The 18,315-nt window shown below is 65.2% G+C and carries 12 protein-coding genes; 8 read left to right on the top strand and 4 right to left on the bottom strand.

Features of this window, described 5'->3' with window-relative positions; genetic code table 11:
- The first annotated feature begins 65 nt into the window (after positions 1-65).
- Together ACN0YL_RS03380 and pdeM are read left to right on the top strand one after the other, a co-directional pair.
- Complete coding sequence (locus ACN0YL_RS03380; protein ID WP_417497027.1) at positions 66-2,543, top strand: ligase-associated DNA damage response DEXH box helicase; 2,478 nt, start codon at positions 66-68, stop codon at positions 2,541-2,543.
- On the top strand, positions 2,536-3,267 hold the full coding sequence (gene pdeM, locus ACN0YL_RS03375) for a ligase-associated DNA damage response endonuclease PdeM (RefSeq protein WP_417497026.1): 732 nt from the start codon (positions 2,536-2,538) through the stop codon (positions 3,265-3,267). The genes ACN0YL_RS03380 and pdeM overlap by 8 nt, the downstream gene beginning before the upstream one ends.
- Here the strand turns inward: pdeM and ACN0YL_RS03370 are convergent.
- The 4 genes from ACN0YL_RS03370 to ACN0YL_RS03355 form a co-directional block, all read right to left on the bottom strand.
- Positions 3,234-3,992 carry a TIGR02186 family protein gene (locus ACN0YL_RS03370; RefSeq protein ID WP_417471007.1) on the bottom strand — a complete coding sequence of 253 codons (759 nt, stop codon included), beginning with the start codon at positions 3,990-3,992 and terminating at the stop codon, positions 3,234-3,236. The genes pdeM and ACN0YL_RS03370 overlap by 34 nt on opposite strands.
- Positions 3,989-4,921 (bottom strand): sulfite exporter TauE/SafE family protein, encoded by a 933-nt coding sequence (locus ACN0YL_RS03365; RefSeq protein ID WP_417492300.1) that lies wholly within the window; start codon positions 4,919-4,921, stop codon positions 3,989-3,991. Before ACN0YL_RS03365 ends, ACN0YL_RS03370 begins: the two co-directional genes overlap by 4 nt.
- 6 nt (positions 4,922-4,927) lie before the next feature.
- The gene (locus ACN0YL_RS03360; RefSeq protein ID WP_417497025.1) at positions 4,928-8,239 is read right to left on the bottom strand and encodes a peptidoglycan-binding protein; all 3,312 of its coding nucleotides are present in this window, start codon (positions 8,237-8,239) and stop codon (positions 4,928-4,930) included.
- A 189-nt stretch (positions 8,240-8,428) separates the two neighbouring features.
- On the bottom strand, positions 8,429-10,450 hold the full coding sequence (locus tag ACN0YL_RS03355) for a hypothetical protein (RefSeq protein ID WP_417497024.1): 2,022 nt from the start codon (positions 10,448-10,450) through the stop codon (positions 8,429-8,431).
- A 121-nt stretch (positions 10,451-10,571) separates the two neighbouring features.
- On the opposite strand from ACN0YL_RS03355, the gene ACN0YL_RS03350 reads away from it, so the two are divergent.
- The 6 genes from ACN0YL_RS03350 to ACN0YL_RS03325 all read left to right on the top strand — a co-directional run bounded on the left by ACN0YL_RS03350 (position 10,572) and on the right by ACN0YL_RS03325 (position 18,296).
- Entirely contained in the window at positions 10,572-11,054 is a 483-nt protein-coding gene (locus tag ACN0YL_RS03350) for a MerR family transcriptional regulator (RefSeq protein WP_417471001.1), read from the top strand.
- A gap of 51 nt (positions 11,055-11,105) precedes the next feature.
- Complete coding sequence (locus tag ACN0YL_RS03345; RefSeq protein WP_417497023.1) at positions 11,106-12,896, top strand: acyl-CoA dehydrogenase C-terminal domain-containing protein; 1,791 nt, start codon at positions 11,106-11,108, stop codon at positions 12,894-12,896.
- 62 nt (positions 12,897-12,958) lie between these two features.
- A complete protein-coding gene (locus ACN0YL_RS03340; protein WP_417497022.1) occupies positions 12,959-14,122 on the top strand; it encodes an acyl-CoA dehydrogenase family protein in 1,164 nt (387 codons plus the stop codon).
- 19 nt (positions 14,123-14,141) lie between these two features.
- Positions 14,142-14,741: an FMN-binding negative transcriptional regulator gene (locus ACN0YL_RS03335; RefSeq protein WP_417492305.1), complete on the top strand. Its 600-nt coding sequence runs from the start codon at positions 14,142-14,144 to the stop codon at positions 14,739-14,741.
- A gap of 120 nt (positions 14,742-14,861) precedes the next feature.
- Positions 14,862-16,067, top strand: a complete 1,206-nt coding sequence (locus tag ACN0YL_RS03330; RefSeq protein ID WP_417492306.1) for an acetyl-CoA C-acetyltransferase — start codon at positions 14,862-14,864, stop codon at positions 16,065-16,067.
- A gap of 24 nt (positions 16,068-16,091) precedes the next feature.
- Positions 16,092-18,296: a 3-hydroxyacyl-CoA dehydrogenase NAD-binding domain-containing protein gene (locus ACN0YL_RS03325; RefSeq protein ID WP_417492307.1), complete on the top strand. Its 2,205-nt coding sequence runs from the start codon at positions 16,092-16,094 to the stop codon at positions 18,294-18,296.
- Positions 18,297-18,315: the final 19 nt, after the last annotated feature.

Below are 18,315 nucleotides of genomic sequence, written 5' to 3'. Positions count from 1 at the left end.
GCGTGCCGGGCAGAGGGACGGTTTTCTGCTTTGTCCCCCCTTCATGGGCGCGCTAAGTCAAAGGCATGGATCTCGCCGATACGCCCACCCTGCTGCCGCCCGCCTTCCAGGCCTGGTTTGCGGCGCGTGGCTGGGCTGCGCGGCCGCACCAGCTGGCGATGATCGCGGCAGCGGCGCGCGGCGAGGATGCGCTGCTGATCGCGCCGACCGGGGGCGGCAAGACGCTGGGCGGTTTCCTGCCCAGCCTGATCGAGCTCGCAGCACTGGCTGAAGCCAGCCCGAAACAGCGCCCGCACCGTCTGCACACCCTTTACATCTCGCCGCTGAAAGCGCTCTCGGTCGATGTCGCGCGCAATCTCACCACGCCCGTCACCGAGATGGGCCTCGATCTGCGCATCGAGACCCGCACCGGCGACACCTCACCGTCGAAACGCCAGCGCCAGCGCGCCTCACCGCCGGATATCCTGCTGACGACGCCGGAACAGCTCGCCCTGTTCTGCGCCTCGCCAAATGTCAGCGCCTTCTTCGCCGATCTCAGACATATCGTGATCGACGAGATCCACGCCTTGGCACCGCAAAAGCGCGGCGATCTGCTGAGCCTGGCGCTGTCGGCGATCACGCGCTGGGCGCCGCAGGCGCGGCGGGTCGGTCTGTCGGCGACGATCAAGGATGAGCGTGAGCTGGCGCGCTGGCTGGCAGCGCAGACACCGGGCGAGGGCGAGCGGCAGGCGGCGATCATCCGCGGTGCGCCCGGTGCGCGGCCGCAGGTCGAGATCCTTGATCCGGCCGAGCGCATCCCCTGGGCCGGGCATTCGGCGCGCCATGCGCTGGGCGATGTCTATCAACGCATCAAGGCGGCGCGTCTGGCGCTGGTCTTCGTCAATACGCGCTCCCAGGCCGAGTTCACCTTCCAGGAGCTGTGGCGGCTCAATGAGGACAAGCTCGCGATCGCCCTGCACCACGGCTCGCTGTCGCCGGAGCAGCGCCGCAAGGTCGAGGCGGCGATGGCGGCGGGCAGGCTCGATGCGGTGGTATGTACCTCGACGCTCGATCTCGGGATTGACTGGGGCGATGTCGATCTGGTGATCCAGATGGGCGCCCCGAAAGGCTCCTCGCGCCTGATCCAGCGGCTCGGCCGTTCCAATCACCAGCTCGACACGCCCTCGCGCGCCCTGCTGGCGCCGTCCAATCGTTTCGAGCATCTGGAATGCGAGGCCGCGCGCGAGGCCGTTGCCGCCAATGCGCTCGATGGCGAACCGCTGCAGGCCGGCGCGCTCGACGTGCTGGCGCAACACATCATGGGCCGCGCCTGCGGTGAGCCCTTTGCGGCTGACGCCCTCTATGACGAGATCCGCACCGCCACCCCCTATGCCGCGCTCGACCGCGAGACCTTCGACCGCGTGCTCGATTTCGCCGCGACCGGTGGCTATGCGCTCAATTCATATGAGCGCTTCCGCCGCATGGTGAAGGGCAAGACCGGTCTGTGGGCCGCGCGCACGCCGCAGATCGCCCAGCGCCACCGGCTCAATGTCGGCACGATTGTCGAGGCACCGATGCTGGAAGTGGTGGTCTCCGCGCGTGGCCGCGGCGGTCAGCGGCTGGGGCAGGTGGAAGAGTATTTCATCGAGCAATTGGCGCCGGGCGATACCTTCCTGTTCGCCGGCCAGGTCTTGCGCTTTGAAGCCATCGAGGAGATGACGGCGCGGGTGACGCGGTCGACCGATACGACGCCGAAAATCCCCGCCTATAATGGCGGCAAATTCCCGCTCTCCACCTATCTCGCGGCACGGGTGCGCGAGATCGTGCAGGACCCGGCGCATTGGGCCCGCCTGCCGGATCAGGTTCGCGACTGGCTGCAGATCCAGCGCCTGCGCTCGGAATTGCCCAAGGCCGACGGCCTGCTGGTCGAGACCTTCCCGCGCGCGGCGCATTTCTATCTTGTCTGCTACCCGTTCGAGGGCCGGCTGGCGCACCAGACGCTGGGCATGCTGCTGACCCGGCGGCTGGAACGTCTGCGGATGCGGCCGATGGGCTTTGTCGCCAATGAATATGCGCTCGCCGTGTGGGGGCTGCGCGACATGTCGGGGCTCGATCTTGAGGCGCTGTTTGCCGAAGACATGCTCGGCGATGATCTGGAAGCCTGGCTCGCCGAGAGCGATTTGATGAAGCGGACCTTCCGCAATTGCGCCATCATCGCCGGCCTGATCGAGCGCCGCTTTCCCGGCCAGGAGAAGTCCGGCCGCCAGATCACCTTCTCGACCGACCTGATCTATAACGTGTTGCGCGAGCACGAGCCCGACCACATCCTGCTGCGCGCCGCCTGGAATGATGCCGGCACCGGCCTGCTGGATATTCACCGCCTGGGCGAGGCGCTGGCGCGCGTGCAGGGCCATATCACGCACCAGGCGCTGGACCGCATCTCGCCGCTGGCGGTGCCGGTGATGCTGGAAATCGGCCGCGAATCCGTGCGCGGTGAGGGGCAGGAGAGCATTCTGGTGGATGCCGCCGATGACCTGATCGCGGAGGCGACACGCCTTGACTGACCGTCCCCAATCACACGATTTCCACATCCATGGCCTTGCTGCACGCGCTGATGCCGCCGGCGTGCTCGTCCTGCCCGCCAGCGCGACCCTGATCGTGTCCGATCTGCATTTCGAGAAGGGCTCGGCTTATGCCGCGCGCGGCCAGCTCATCCCGCCCTATGACACCCGCTCGACCCTGCGGCGGCTGGGTGAAGCCATCGCCCGCCATCGCCCGGACCGGGTGATTGCGCTCGGCGACAGCTTCCATGATCTCGGGGCTGACGGCCGCATGGACGAGACGGATGCGGCGGCGCTGCAGGCGCTGGTCGCCTCGGTGGCGGACTGGGTCTGGATCGAGGGCAATCATGATCCGGCACCGCCACCACGCTTTGGTGGCACCATCCTGCACGAGCTGGCGATTGGACCGCTGACCCTGCGGCATCTGCCGTTTGAAGGTCCCGCGCCGGGCGAGATTGCCGGGCATCTGCATCCCTGTGCCAGGGTGCGCGGCAAGGGCCGCTCCGTGCGCGCCCGCTGTTTCGCCACAGACGGGGCACGTCTGGTGATGCCGGCTTTCGGGGCGTTTGCCGGCGGGCTGAATGTGTGTGACGGCGCCTTCGGGCGCTGTTTCGGCGCCACGCCGGACGTCCTGATGATGGGGGTCGAGGCCGTCTATCCCGTCAGGGCCGCGAAACTGGTCCCGGACCGCTATCAGTCGCGGCCGAATATCACCGCGGCGAGATAGCCGGCCAGCATCGCCAGGGCGACGCAGAACAGGCCGTAAATCATCGGCGCATTATGGGCGAACTCATAGACCAGACGCTCGAATCCGGCCTTTTCGACGCGCAGGCTGGTGGTGCGGCTGGCGACGGGGCGGCCGTCGCGGAACAGATAGACCTCGGCATTGTAATTGCCGACCGGCGTGCGCGGCGGCATTTTCAGCACGGCGCGGAACAGGCCGCCATCGAGCACATCAACCCCGCCCGGGGTCTCGGCATAGAGGGCGTCGCGGCTACCGGCACGGGCGACGGCGGCGCGGTAGGTTTCCAGTTCATCCTCGCCGGGCATGGCGCGATCATCATCGCCGGCGCCGGGCTGCAGGAAGCTGGCCAGTCCGATACCGTTGCGGGCCAGTGCTTCGGGGGGCGCGATCACATCAAGCGGCAGCGAGCTGGCAATCGCGTAATAGGTCGGCACAGCTTCAAACTCGACCGGTGCCGCATTGACCCAGATGCCGAAACTGCGGCGCTTGCGCATGACGCGCAGGTCTTGCTCCGGTCCGCGCAGCACGACGACGATCTCGTCGCGCAGGGTCAGGCCGCGCGTTGCGCCATAGAGCACCAGCGAAGTGCCGGCGAAGTTCTCGCGGATCTCCACGGTTTCCTGGGTCAGCGCCGCCATGATGCCGGGCGCTTCATTGATCACCGGTTGCTGCAGGGTGAGGGCGAGGCCGAGGGCGAGTGCGATCATTGTGTCGCCCCGTTCTGGATCACCACAAACAGGTCGGATGGCGTCACCACCAGGTCGAGGCCGAGCTTGATACAGACGCCGACGACCATGATCGCCAGCAGGGCGCGCAATTCCTCGGCCTTGACCTTGCGCCCGGCGCGGGCCCCGAACTGGGCCCCGATGACGCCGCCGACGGTGAGCATCATCGCCAGCACGACATCGACGGTCTGGTTCTGGGCCGCCTGCAGGAAAGTGGTCAGCGCGGTGACGAACAGGATCTGGAACAGCGAGGTGCCGACGACGACATTGGTCGGCATGCGCAGGATATAGATCATCGCCGGCACGATGACGAAGCCGCCGCCAACCCCCATGATGGCCGACAGGGCGCCGACGAAAAAGCCGATCACGACCGGCGGGATGACGGAGATGTAGAGGCCGGAGCGCGGGAAGCGCATCTTGAAGGGCAGGGTGTCGATCCAGCCGCGCTTGGAGCGTCCGAGCCCGCCTTCACGCCGCGGTGCCGGCCGGTCGCGCCGCAGGATGGAGCGGACGCTCTCGACAAACATCAGCGTGCCGATCGTGCCCAGGAAGCCGACATAGCTCAGCGAAATGATCAGGTCGATCTGGCCCAGCTGGCGCATGGCGGTGAATATCTGGACGCCGACGAAGGAGCCGGCGAAGCCGCCGGCCAGCAGCAGGCCGCCCATTTTCGGGTCGAGGGTCTGGCGGCGCCAGTGGGCGAGGGCCCCCGAGGCCGAGGAGGCGACGATCTGGTTGGCCTGGCTGGAGACGGCGACGGCTGGCGGGATGCCGATAAAGAACAGCAGCGGTGTCAGCAGGAAACCGCCCCCGACCCCGAACATGCCCGACAGGAAACCCACGCCGGTGCCCAATCCCAACAGCAAGAAGATGTTTACCGAAATCTCGGCGATCGGGAGGTATATTTGCACCGCCCGCTACCCCGCTGCAGCGCGTTCGAGCCGGTCGAGCAGACCGGAGTCGATACGCCCTGTCTGCGGCAGGCCGTGATCGGCTTCGAAGGCCATCACGGCCTCATGGGTCTGGGCGCCGATCATGCCGTCGATCGGTCCGGGCGAATAACCCAGGGCGGCCAGGAAACCCTGGGCGCGGTAGACCGTTCCGGAGTCGGCGACCGGTGTCTGCTCCCAGGGCAGGTCGCGATACAGCCCGTTGGCTTCCGCATCGATCGGTCGCGGCTGGAAGGTCGCGGCAATGCCGCGTGCCTCGGTGAGGGCGGCCGGTTCGATCATCTCCTCGAGCCCGGCAGCGCGCTGGGAGGCGGTCGGGTCGGCGTCGCTGGCGGCAATGCTGTACCAGGTGAAGGCGTCGGGCAGGCTCAGCGGCACGCCCTGGCCGCTCTCGAACAGCAGGGCGAGATTGAACTGGGAATCGCGCAGGCCCAGCAGCGCGGCCTCCTGGAACCACCGCGCCGCCTCGTCAAAATTCACCGGCGTGCCGGTGCCATAATAATTCATCACCGCCAGATTATGCATCGCCCGGCGATGTCCGGCATTGGCCGCGCGCTCGGTCCAGCGGCGCGCCGCTTCGAGGTCGATCGCCACGCCTTCGCCTGTCTCGAGCAATTTGCCATAGCGGTATTGCGCAGCGGGAATGCCCTGTTCGGCCGCGCGGCGCAGCAGGATGGCGGCGGTGTCAGTATCGCCGGCCTCGAGGCTGCGCATGCCGAGCATATAGCGCGCCACCGGATTGCCGTCAGCGGCGGCGCTTTCCAGCGTCATCGCGCCGGAATTGGCCGTGCTGCGTTGCGGCGCGGCGCGGGCGGGTTCCGGCGGTGTCGGGTCGAGGGCCGGCAGGCTGGTGCCGGCGGCATCGGCGACGGCATTGGCCGGTGCCGTGTCGCGAGCCGCAGTCTCGACAGCGGGCGTTGCGGCCTCTGGTGCCGGCGTGGAGTCGATGGTGTCGGCGGGCGCTTCTGTTGCAGCGCTGGCGGCCCCGGCGGGGGCCTCGGTGGCAAAACCGGCCTCGACGGATGCCACGAAACTGCGTTCCTGGACGGCATTGGCCGCCTGGCTGTCGGCATCACCGCGAATGGCTTCCCAGACCAGTATGGCGCCGGCACCGCCGAGCATTACCAGTGCGACAACCGGCAGGGCGACGAGCAGGGTGCGGCCAAGCCGCGAGGGCTGGCTGCCACGATCATAGTCGGCCGACTGGTTTTGCACGCGGGTGCGGTCACGCGCGGCGGCGAGGAAATCGGCATCGGCCGTCGCGCCGATACGCTGGGCCGGGGCCGGACGCGGCGCAGCTTGTGGCGCCGGCTGGGGTGCAGCTTGCGGCGCCGCTTGCGGTGCCGGTTGCAGAACGGGCTGGGGCGTTGGCGCGGCTGCCGGGTGCACGGGTTGCGACAGGGTTGCGGGCTGTTCCGCCATGGCGGCTGCTGCCGGACGTGGCTGCGGCGCTGGCCGGGCGGCCGGTGCTGCAACCGGCTCGGGCGCACGCAAGACAGGCGCTGCCAGGGGTGCATCGGCGCTGCGGGCGGGAGGTTCGGCTGCGGCGGGCGCGGCCGGCTCCGGCGTCAGGAAAGGGTCATCGTCCTCGGGCGCATATTGGCTGCGCGGCGTTTCCGCCTGCGGCGGCGGCGCCAATGGGGTGTCGAAATCAATCACCTCGACAGGCGCTGCCGTATCGTCTGTGGCCTCGACCGCGCTGTCGCTCCCAGTCTCGTCATCCGCCTCGTCCTCGACCTCGACCTTGCGGGCCTCGATCGCCTCGAGGCGGTCGGCGAGGGCCGACATGGCGCGTTGCACCGGCGAGAGCACTTCCTCGGTATCGGCCCGCACGGTGGCAAGGCGATCCTTGACGCCGGTCATGGCGTCCTCGATGCGCTGGGCGGTGCGCTCTTCCGATTGCCGCATCCGGTCGGCAAGCGCCTCGTCGGAGGCCGCTTTCTGTTCGTCGAGCCGGGCGATGACCTCGGCCATGCGGTCGGTCGCAGCGGCGACGGCGGTGGAGGATTGCGCCTCGGCATGGGCGATGCGGTCGGCCAGCGCCTTGCCCATCCGCGTCACTTCATCGCCCATGCGGCGCAGGGATTCCTTGCCCTCCTGGCGGACATCGTCGAGGCGGCGATCCAGATTCTGTTCCGAACGCGTATCGCGCAGCGCATCCTGGGTGCGGCGCTCATTCTCGGTCAGGCGGCGTTCGATGGCGCCGGCCAGCTTGGTCAGCTCATTGCCGAGCTTGTGCATGCCATTGCCCTGGCGGCGTTCGGCATCGTCAATCCGGCCCAGCGCCTGGGTGAGGGCCGTCTCCAGCCGGTCGACGCGCGGCTCGGCGGCAACATTGGTCAGGGCGCTGGCGAGCTGGGAGCGGGTCTCGGCGATCATGCTGGCGACTTCGCTGGAGAGGCGATCAAAGCGCCGTTCCAGTTCGACATTGTCGCCGGAATTGCGTGATTCCAACGTCTTTAGCCGATCTTCCAGCCGGGACACGGTCTGGTCCAGCGTGCGGGCGGCGTCATTGGTCTGGCGCTCGGCGCCCTCGACGCGCAGGCGCAGGCTGTCGGTGGCGCGGTGCAGGCCGCTGATCGCTTCGCTGGCGCGTTCGTCGCGGCGCTTGGCCTGGTCGGCCAGGTCGGCGGCGCGGTGTTCGGCCCGTTCCAGCTTGAGGGCCAGCGATTCGGCGGCCTTGCGCGAGGCCTCGCCCTGGTCCTTCACCTGCTGGCTGGTGTCATGCATCCGCGCCGCGATGTCATTCTCATGTTCATAGAGCCGGCGCGCCAGCTTCATGATCGTGGTTTCGATCGCCTTGCCGGCTTCGGGATTTCCGGTGGCATGTCCGGACTCGATCTGGGCGATGCGGCTGGCCAGGTCGTCCTGGCCCTGGCGGACGCGGCCGAGATCCTCGCGCGTCTCCTCGAGCTGTTCCGACTGGCGTTCGCTGCTGCGGCCGACCTTGTCGACCAGCTGGTTGATCGCCTTGTCGAGGCTGCTGAGTGTTTGTGAGGACTGGTGTTCGGCCGCTTCGATCCGCTCGGTGAGACGGTTGACCATGGCGCGCAGCAGGCGGTCCTCGCCCGGGTCAGCGCCCGCGGGCGCGCCGCCGCCGAAGCCGGGGAAGCCTTCGAGCGCATCATCCCAGCGCGGATTGGCCGGATCGGAATCGTCGAGAATCACCCGGTTGAGCCACTCGCCCAGGGTGACCCCGTCATGGCGCGCCGCCGTCTTGGCACGCGCCCGAGCGCGGGGATCGATTCCCTTGACGCTCCAAGGACCTGCAGACGACATGCGAATCGCTCACCTAATTGCCCAGGCTCAAGCTACCGGGCGGTTAATATTGTGTAAACCAAGGCAGGGAACGCTATATGTAGTGTTTCCACACCCAATCGAGAAAATCGGCGCCGAAACGCCAAAATTCCGAGTCTGAACAAGGCTCCGACTCGGTTAACGCGCCGTAAAACCTGTGGACAGATTGAGTCAGTCGTTGCCGTTCAGCGCTTCATCCCCGGCATCGACCGGTCCTTCCGCGGCGTCGTCATCGGTACCGGCATCGCTATCGGCATCGGATTCAGCTTCGGTCTCGAGACCGGCATCGCCTGCGTCATCCATGCCGGCGTCGGCATCGGTATCAGCGTCGGTGTCGGAACCGGGATCGGCCGTGTCATCCGCGCCGGCACTGGCATCGGATTCAGCTTCGGTCTCGAGACCGGTATCGCCCGCGTCATCCGAGCCGGCGTCGGCATCGGTTTCAGCGTCGGTGTCGGAACCGGGATCGGCCGTGTCATCGGCATCCGCATCCGCATCCGCATCGGCTTCAGCTTCAGCCTCGGTACCGAGAGCGGTGTCGTCCCCGTTATCAGCGGCGGGACTGGCATCGGTATCGGCATCGGTATCGGCATCGGCATCGGCGTCCGTTCCGGCTTCGGCGTCAGGCGCTGTCGCGGGTGCGTTGAAATAGTTCGGGGCGATGTCCTGCAATTGCGCGTTCATCACCGCGGCCTCGCGGACCGGCAGTGTGGTGGCGGACGCCGGGAGGGTGACGGCGATGTCGAACAGCATCCAGGCCGACTCGACATCCGCCTGGCTGGCTGCATAGCGGCCGGCATGCCAGTAGGTCAGCGAACAATAGGGATCGGCCAGGGCGCTGGCGGTGAAGAGCGCCAGCGGATCGAGGTCCGGCGCCACCGCGGTGTCGACCGTGCGCAGGGTGGCGAGGGTTTCTGCGGCCAGAAGATTGGCGGCCGCGCCGGCCAGATCGGTCCGGTCGAGATAGGGGCGCAGTCCCTCAAGCGCGGCAAGGCGATCACTCTGGAGTGCGGCCAGGCTTGCCATCAATTGCTCGAACTCGGCATCGCCGAGACCGGCGGCAACCAGTTGGGATATCCGCATGCAGAGCGGGTCGGCCGAGCGCGTCGGGCAGGCGCCGACATGATGCGAGGCCTGGTAGAGCGCCAGCAGGGCGCCGGCCTTGTCGCCTTCGCTTGCCAAGGTGTTCGCGGCGTCGAGAAAGGCCTGCTCACCGGGACTGGCCGCGGGCAGATCGGCGGCGTCAAAACCCGCCTGGACGAGGGGCGCGACCGCCGGGTCCTGCCATGCATAGTCGGCCGCCATCGCGGCCTCGAGGTTTTCCGGCCAGGGGAAGCGGGCCGTGCTTTCGCCGGCGCTCAGCCGTGTCCACACCTCGCGCCGTCCGTCGGGACTGCTGGGACTGAAGACGATGAAGCCGAAGCGCGCGGGAATGCCGTTCAGCGTGGTCATGACATTCAGCGCATCGGGGTGGATCGGCGTGGTATGGCGCAGCCAGCGCCGGAACAGGTCGACATCGGCGGCGTTGCCGTCAACGCCCGGGGTGAGGCCGAGGATGACGGCGCCATCGGCATTGCGGCGCACTTCCGTCGCGCCGTCGTCGGTCGCGGTGATCACCATCGGCACATCGGCCAGGCGCACGCCCATTGCGGCCTCGATCCAGAAGCGTTCGAACCGGCTGCCATCGGGCCCGGTCACTTCATCGAGCTCGCCATTGTGGGTGTAGAAGGAAAACGTATCCATCTGCCGGTGGACATGACCGATGACCGGCTGGTTTCGCATCACGGGTCCGGTCAGGGTTGCGACGCGGGTCAGGATGCGGGCCTGCCGGAAATCAATCACGGCGGCGCCCGGGTCGGTGGCTTCGGTGACATAGCCGTCGCCGATGACGATCTCGCGGGTCTCGCCTGATTGCTCGGTTCCGTCGAGGCCGAAGCGTTCGATGCGCCAGCGCGTGCGCAACACGCGGTCATCGATCTCGCCGCGCGCGGCCAGATATTCGGCCCGGCTCATAAAGGCGCCGGCAGGCGCGTAGACCGGTATCTCCACCACCTCAGCGGCAGTCCCGGCCGGGCTTTGGCGGACGACGGAAAACGGGTCGTCAGCGGGTTGCAGGGCAAGCGCGGGAGCGCAAAACGAGGCGCCCGCGACGGCAAGGGCGGCGAGGCGGCGAAGGCAGGTTGATCGGGTCATGGCGCAACATTGCCGCGCGGCGATCCTCGAGGAAAGGGGGGAAGGAAAAAACATCTGCGCAAGACGGCGATTTTGCAGAATGACGTTGACGTTCGCGTCAAGATATGACCATAGATGCGCCATGATTAAACCGGTCGCACCTGATTCCGAATTCACCATTCGCGAGCTGTCGCAGGAATTCGATGTGACGCCGCGAACCCTGCGCTTTTACGAGCAGAAGGGCATGATCCATCCGGTCCGGCGCGGCGCCAGCCGCATCTATTCGGCGATCGACCATGCCCGGATTGAACTGATCCTGCGCGGCAAGCGCGTCGGCTTTGCCCTCGACGAAATCAAGGAAATCCTCGATCTCGAGCCGATCTACCGCGGCGGTCGCGAACGGATCGAGCCGGCGATCGAGCGCTTCGAGGCGCGCATCAAGGTGCTCAAGCAACAGCGCGAGGATGTCGATCACGCCATTGCCGAATTGCAGGCCGGTCTCGACTGGATGCGTGACCGGCTCGCCGACCGCGTCCCGACTGACGAAGTCCGGCGCCGTGCCCGTGCCTTCGAGGCGCTGGCTGCGGCCCGTCTCGACCCCTGGTCAAGCCTGAACGCGGAATAGCCTCAACACACACAACCCTTTTGCCCTTTACGCCCCATCGGAGATACCAACATGACAACCCCTTATCGCGCCCCGGTTCGTGACCAGCGTTTTGTTCTCCATGATGTGCTCAATATCGCCCAATACGGCGACCTGCCCGGCTTCGCCGACGCCGATACCGACACGATCGACGCCATCCTCGAAGAGGGCGGCAAATTCTGTGAGGGCGTGCTCGCTCCGCTTTCCCATGTCGGCGATGTCGAAGGCTGCGTCCGCGACGCCGACGGCAATGTCAAAACCCCGACCGGTTTCAAGGAAGCGTTCAAGCAGATGGGCGAGGCGGGCTGGACCGCGCTTTCCGGTGATCCGGAATATGGCGGCCAGGGCCTGCCGCACGTGCTCAATCTGGCGGTCAATGAAATGGTTTCCGCGGCCAATATGGCCTTCGGCATGTATCCGGGTCTCACCCTGGGTGCCGCAGCGGCGCTCCACACCGGTGGCAGCGACGAGCAGAAGCGCCTCTATCTGCCCAAGATGATTGCCTGCCAGTGGGGCGGCACCATGAACCTGACCGAGCCGCAGTGCGGCACCGATCTGGGCATGTTGCGTACCAAGGCCGTGCCGCAGGCTGACGGCACCTACAAGATCACCGGCCAGAAGATCTGGATCTCCTCGGGCGAACACGACATGGCGGAGAATATCATCCACCTCGTCCTGGCCCGCATCGAAGGCGCGCCGGAAGGCGTGAAGGGCATCTCGCTGTTCGTGGTGCCGAAATTCCTGCCCGACGCCGACGGCAATCCGGGCACCCGCAACACGCTCAAATGTGGCGGCCTGGAAGAGAAGATGGGCATTCACGGCAATGCCACCTGCGTGATGGATTATGACGAGGCGACCGGCTGGCTGGTCGGCGAGGAAAACAAGGGCCTCAAGATCATGTTCGTCATGATGAATGAAGCCCGCCTCGGCGTTGGCCTGCAGGGCTATGCCCTCGCCGAAGCCGCCTATCAGCAATCGCTTGGCTTCGCCCTCGACCGCCTGCAGGGCCGTTCCCTGACCGGTGCGAAGAATCCCGATGGCCCGGCCGATCCGATCATTGTTCATCCCGATGTCCGCCGCATGCTGATGGACCAGAAGTCCTTCGTGGAGGCGGCGCGCTGTTTCGGGCTCTGGACCGCGCTGCAGGGCGATCTCGAAGAGAAGGCCTCCGATCCGAAAGTGCGCGAGAAGGCCGGCGACTACATGGCGCTACTCACCCCGGTGGTGAAGGGCTATCTGACCGGCAAGGGCTTCGACATGGTCTCCAACGGGTTGCAGATCCATGGCGGATCGGGCTTCACCGAGGAGTGGGGCGCCTCGCAATTGCTGCGCGATGCCCGCATTACCCTGATCTATGAAGGCACGAATGGCATCCAGGCGCTCGACCTGGTTGGCCGCAAGCTGGCGATGAACGGCATGCGTCCGATCATGAGCTTCTTCGCCGAGCTCGACGCCTTTGTTGCCGCCGGTGGCGGCGAGAGCGAGCAGCCCTTCATCGCGGCGGTTGCCGACTGCAAGGCCAAGCTCGAGGAAGCCACCAACTGGCTGGTCGAGAACGGGTTGAAGGATTTCAACAATGCCGGTGCTGCCTCGCACGACTATCTGCAGCTCTTCGGCCTGACCTGCCTGACCTATATGTGGGCGAAAATGGTCAAGGTCTCCGCGGCGAAGATTGCCGCCGGCGACAGCGACCCGATCTATGCCAACAAGATCAAGACCGGCCAGTATTTCATCGAGCGCTGGCTGCCTGAGGGCGCGATGCATCTCGCCAAGGTCAAGACCGGCGCCGATGCGATGATGGCCCTGGCTGCCGAGGAGTTCTAGGGCCGGGCCGGATGCGTGCCGCGAGTACCACAAGAAGCAAAACACACTGGGGAGTGGGTGATATGCAGGATCCGTTGAACGTGCCCAAGCCGGCCTGGCTTGACCGCGAGGACGTTAATATCTTTTCCGAAGCGATCGCCGGCTTCCTCGACAGGGAATGCGCACCCAATGCCGAGCGCTGGGAAGCGGCCGGCATTGTTGATCGCGAGCTCTGGTACAAGGGCGGCGAGGCCGGGCTTCTGGTGCCGTCCTGTCCGGAAGAATATGGCGGCGCGGGCGGCGACTGGCGCCATGACTATGTCTTCCACATGCAGGCCTCGATGCGTGGCACCGGTGGCTGGGGCGCCTCGCTGCACAATTCCATCATCGGGCCCTATATCTGGCATTACGGCTCGGAAGAGCAAAAACATCGCATCCTGCCGCAAATGGTTTCCGGCGAACTGGTCGGTGCCATCGCGATGAGCGAGCCGGGCGCCGGTTCCGACCTGCAGGCGATCAAGACCACCGCCGTCAAGGACGGCAATGGCTATCGCATCAATGGCGCCAAGACCTTCATCACCAATGGCGGCACCGCCAATCTGATCATCGTCGTCGCCAAGACCGATGCGTCGAAAGGCTATGACGGCACCTCGCTTTTCCTCGTCGAGACCGACGGGCTGGAAGGCTTCCGCCGCGGCAAGCTGCTGGACAAGGTTGGCCTCAAATCCCAGGACACCGCCGAGCTCTTCTTCGACAATGTCTGGGTTCCCGCCAGCGCCCTGCTCGGCCCGGAAGAGGGCCAGGGCTTCATCCAGCTGATGCAGCAATTGCCGCAGGAACGCCTGCAGATCGCCGTCCAGGGTGTCGGCGTCATGAAGCGCGCCCTGATCGAGACGATTGCTTACGTCAAGGAACGCGAAGCCTTCGGCCGCCCGATCATCAAGTTCCAGAACACCCAGTTCAAGCTCGCCGAGTGCAAGACCAAGGCGACCCTGGCCGAGGTCTTCGTGCACCATTGTTCCGAACGCCTGCTCAACGGCACGCTCGATGTCTCGACCGCCTCGATGGCGAAATACTGGGTCTCCGATGTCCAGAATGAGGTCGTCGATGAATGCGTTCAATTGCATGGCGGCTACGGCTTCATGAACGAATACCCGATCGCCAAGATGTGGCGCGACAGCCGCGTCCAGCGTATCTATGGCGGTACGAATGAGATCATGAAACTGCTGATCGCCAGGTCGCTCTAGGGCATATTGGACGCGAACCATGTACACGCCAAAACACTTCCGCATCAACGAGCAGGCCTCGCTTTCAGCCTTGATGCGGGCCTATGATTTCGCCATCGTGCTGGTGCCCGGTGAGCCGGATCTGGCGGCGACGCATATTCCGCTCAAGCTCGATGATGGGCGCCAGATGCTGATCGGTCATGTCGCCCAGGCCAATCCGATTGCCCAGGCGATCCGTGAGGGCAAGGAGGCGATTGCGATCTTCTCCGGACCGCACGCCTATGTCTCGCCGACCTGGTATTCGGACCCCGACAATAATGTGCCGACGTGGAATTACATGGCCGTGCACGCCTTCGGCCATTTCATCCCGCTCGAGGGCGAGGCGGCGGAGCGGTCGCTTTCGGCCCAGATCGCCGATTTCGAGTCCGACTGGCGCATCACCAATATCGAGCTTGGCCAGCGTGTCCGGCTCGAATCTGCCATCCAGGCCTTCGAGTTCAAGATTGTCCGCCTGGAGGGCAAGGCCAAGCTGTCGCAGAACAAGCCGGCCAAGGAACGCCTGCTGATCGCCAAGGCACTGGAAGCCCGCGGCGAACAGGCCGTCGCCCATCACATGACCGAGGTGGGGGCGGAGGAATGATCGCCGCCGCACTCATCGCCCGATCGGCCCGGACTGCGTCCGCGCCACTTCCCCGGCAAGCCGGGAAGACAACAACCAAGTCGATAAAGCCACTAACCCGAAAACGGGAAAGGACGTAACATGACCGAAGCTTACATCTATGATGCCGTTCGCACGCCGCGCGGCAAAAAGAAGAACGGGGCGCTCAATGCCGTCACCGCGCTTCAGCTGGCGACCCAGCAGCTGGCCGCGATCCGCGACCGCAACGGGCTCGACACATCCCTCGTTGACGATGTCATCATGGGCTGCGTCTCGCCGGTTGGCGAGCAGGGTTCGGACATTGCGCGTTCGGCCGTGATCAATGCCGGCTATGCCGAAACCACCGCCGGCTATCAGATCAACCGTTTTTGTGCCTCGGGCCTGGAAGCGGTCAATGTCGCCGCTGCCAAGGTGATGTGCGGCGAAGCCGATTTCGCGATCGGTTCCGGCGTTGAATCCATGAGCCGCGTGCCGATGGGCAGTGATGGCGGTGCCATGGGCGTCGATCCGGAAATCAGCTTCGACCATTATATCGTGCCGCAGGGCATCTCCGCCGATCTGATTGCCACCAAGCACGGCTTCAGCCGCGATGATGTCGACGCCTATGCGATGGAAAGCCAGCGCCGTTCGGCCCAGGCCTGGAAAGAGGGCCGCTTCAAGAAATCCATCGTGCCCGTCAAGGACCAGCTCGGCCTGACCATTCTCGACCATGACGAACACATGCGTCCGGGCACCGACATGCAGGCGCTCGGCAGCCTGAAATCGGCGTTCAAGGACATGTCCGATTTCGTCGGTTTTGAAGCCGTGGCGCTGCAGCGCTATCCCGAGATCGAATATCTCAACTGGGTCCACACCGGCGGCAATTCCTCCGGCATCGTCGATGGCTCCTCGGCCATCCTCGTCGGTTCGAAAGAAGCGGGCATCAAGGCCGGCCTCAAGCCACGCGCCCGCATCCGCTCGATGGCCTCGATCGGCTCGGAACCGACCATCATGCTGACCGGCCCGGTCACCGTCACCGCGAAGGCGCTGAAGAAGGCCGGCATGTCGTCCACGGATATCGATCTGTGGGAGCTCAACGAGGCGTTCGCCGCCGTCGTGCTGCGCCTGATGCAGGCCTATGACATTCCGCACGATGTGATGAACGTCAATGGCGGCGCCATCGCCATGGGCCACCCGCTCGGTGCCACCGGTGCGATGATCCTCGGCACGCTGCTCGACGAGCTTGAGCGCACCGACAAGGAAACCGGTCTCGCCACGCTCTGCGTCGGCGGCGGCATGGGCACTGCGACCATTATTGAACGCGTCTAATCGGATCGATCAGGAGATAACACGATGAAAAACTTCACATTCGAGATCGATAGCGACGGCATCGCCCTCGTCACCTTCGACAGCCCCGGCAAGTCGATGAATGTCATTTCCGCCGACGTGATGACGGATTTCGACACGCTCACCGCCAAGATCGCCTCTGATGACAAGGTCAAGGGTGCGGTCATCACCTCCGGCAAGGATGCTTTTTGCGCCGGTGCCGATCTGTCCGAACTGGGCGGGTCTGCCGCCGAGCTCGCCAAGCTTCCCGAAGACGAGATGAAGGCCAAGCTGTTCGAGCAATGCTTCCGTCTCAACAAGACCTTCCGGGCACTGGAAACCTGCGGCAAGCCCGTCGCGGCCGCGATCAACGGCCTCGCCCTCGGCGGTGGCTTTGAAATCGCGCTCGCCTGTCACTACCGCGTCATGCCGTCGGATAATTCCAAGGCCAAGCTCGGCCTGCCGGAAGCCATGGTCGGTGTTCTGCCCGGCGGTGGCGGCACCCAGCGCCTGCCGCGCCTGGTCGGTCTGATGAATGCGGCACCGATCCTGCTGCAAGGCAAGCAGATCGACGCCAATACGGCTCTGGCCCAGGGCATTGTCCACGCTGTCGTGCCGATGGCCGAGCTGGTCGCCAAGGCCAAGGAACTGGTCACGGAAAACAAGCTCGAGTCGAAACAGCCCTGGGATGCCGACAAGTTCCGCTTCCCCGGTGGTGGCCCCTACCATCCGGCCGGTGCGCAAATGTTTGGCGCGGCCAGCCCGATGCTGCGCAAGACCACCTATGGCAATTACCCGGCCCAGCGTTACATCCTGTCCTGCGTCTATGAAGGCGCCCAGGTCTCGATGGATGATGCGATCAAGATCGAGAGCCGCTATTTCACCAAGCTGATGCTGCGGCCTGAAAGCCGCAACATGATCCGCTCGATCTTCCTGTCCAAGCAGGCGCTCGACAAGGGTGGCCGCCGTCCGGCCAGCCAGAAGAAGGGCGAGATCAAGAAGGTCGGCGTCATTGGTGCTGGCTTCATGGGTGCCGGCATTGCCACGGTGTCGGTCCAGGCCGGGATCGAGATCGTCCTGATCGACGCCACGCAAGAGGGCGCCGAAAAGGGCAAGCAGCACGCGATGGATTACTTTGCCGGCGGCGTGAAGCGCGGCAAGGTTTCCCAGGAAAAGGCCGACAAGCTGGCCACCATGATCACCCCGACCACCGATTACGCCCTGTTGAAGGATGTCGATCTGGTCGTCGAGGCCGTGTTCGAGAATTCCGAACTCAAGCACAAGATCACCAAGATGGCCGAGGATGTCATTCCTGAAGGCGCCGTGTTTGGCTCCAACACCTCCTCGATCCCGATCACCTCGCTGGCCACCGCCTCCAAGCGTCCTGACCAGTATATCGGCATCCACTTCTTCTCGCCGGTCGAGAAGATGAACCTGGTCGAGATCATCATGGGCGAGAAAACCGGCGATTATGCCCTTTCGCGCGCGATCGATTTCGTCACCAAGATCAAGAAGACCCCGATCGTCGTCGCCGATACGCGTGGCTTCTACGCCAATCGTTGCGTGATGCGCTTCATCGGCGAGGGCATGAACATGCTCGCCGAAGGCATCAAGCCGGCCCTGATCGAGAATGCGACCAAAATGGCCGGCATGCCGGTCGGTCCGCTTTCCCTGCAGGACGAGGTTGCCCTCGATCTTGGCGTGAAGCTGATCAAGCAGACGAAGGCCGATCTCGGTGCCGACTACAAGCCGTCGCCGACCGAGCCGATCTTGTTCAAAATGGTCGAGGAATACGAGCGTTTCGGCCGCAAGAATGGCAAGGGCTTCTATGATTACCCGGCCGAAAAAGGCCAGCCCAAGCGTCTCTGGCCCGAGCTGGAGCAGTTTGCTCCGGGTGGCAAATACGCGGAAGATCAGCCCTCGGCCGACGAGATCAAGGACCGCATCCTCTACACCCAGGCGCTCGAAGCGGCGCGCTGCATGGAAGAGGGTATTGTCCAGGATCCACGCGAAGCCGATGTCGGCTCCATCCTCGGCTGGGGTTTCGCACCCTATACCGGCGGGGCGCTGAGCTTCATCGACACGGTGGGGGCTGCCGCCTTCGTCAAGCGTGCCGACGAGCTGGCAAAGGCCTATGGCGAGCAGTTCGCCGTTCCGGCCCTGCTGCGCGAAATGGCGACGAAGGGTGAAACCTTCTACGGCCGCTTCGGCGGCGAGGCTGCCGCTGCCTGATTGGCTGCGACACGCTGAC

Source organism: Maricaulis sp., from assembly GCF_048269565.1.
Classification (GTDB): domain Bacteria; phylum Pseudomonadota; class Alphaproteobacteria; order Caulobacterales; family Maricaulaceae; genus Maricaulis.
This window is presented reverse-complemented; position numbering and strand designations above follow the sequence as displayed.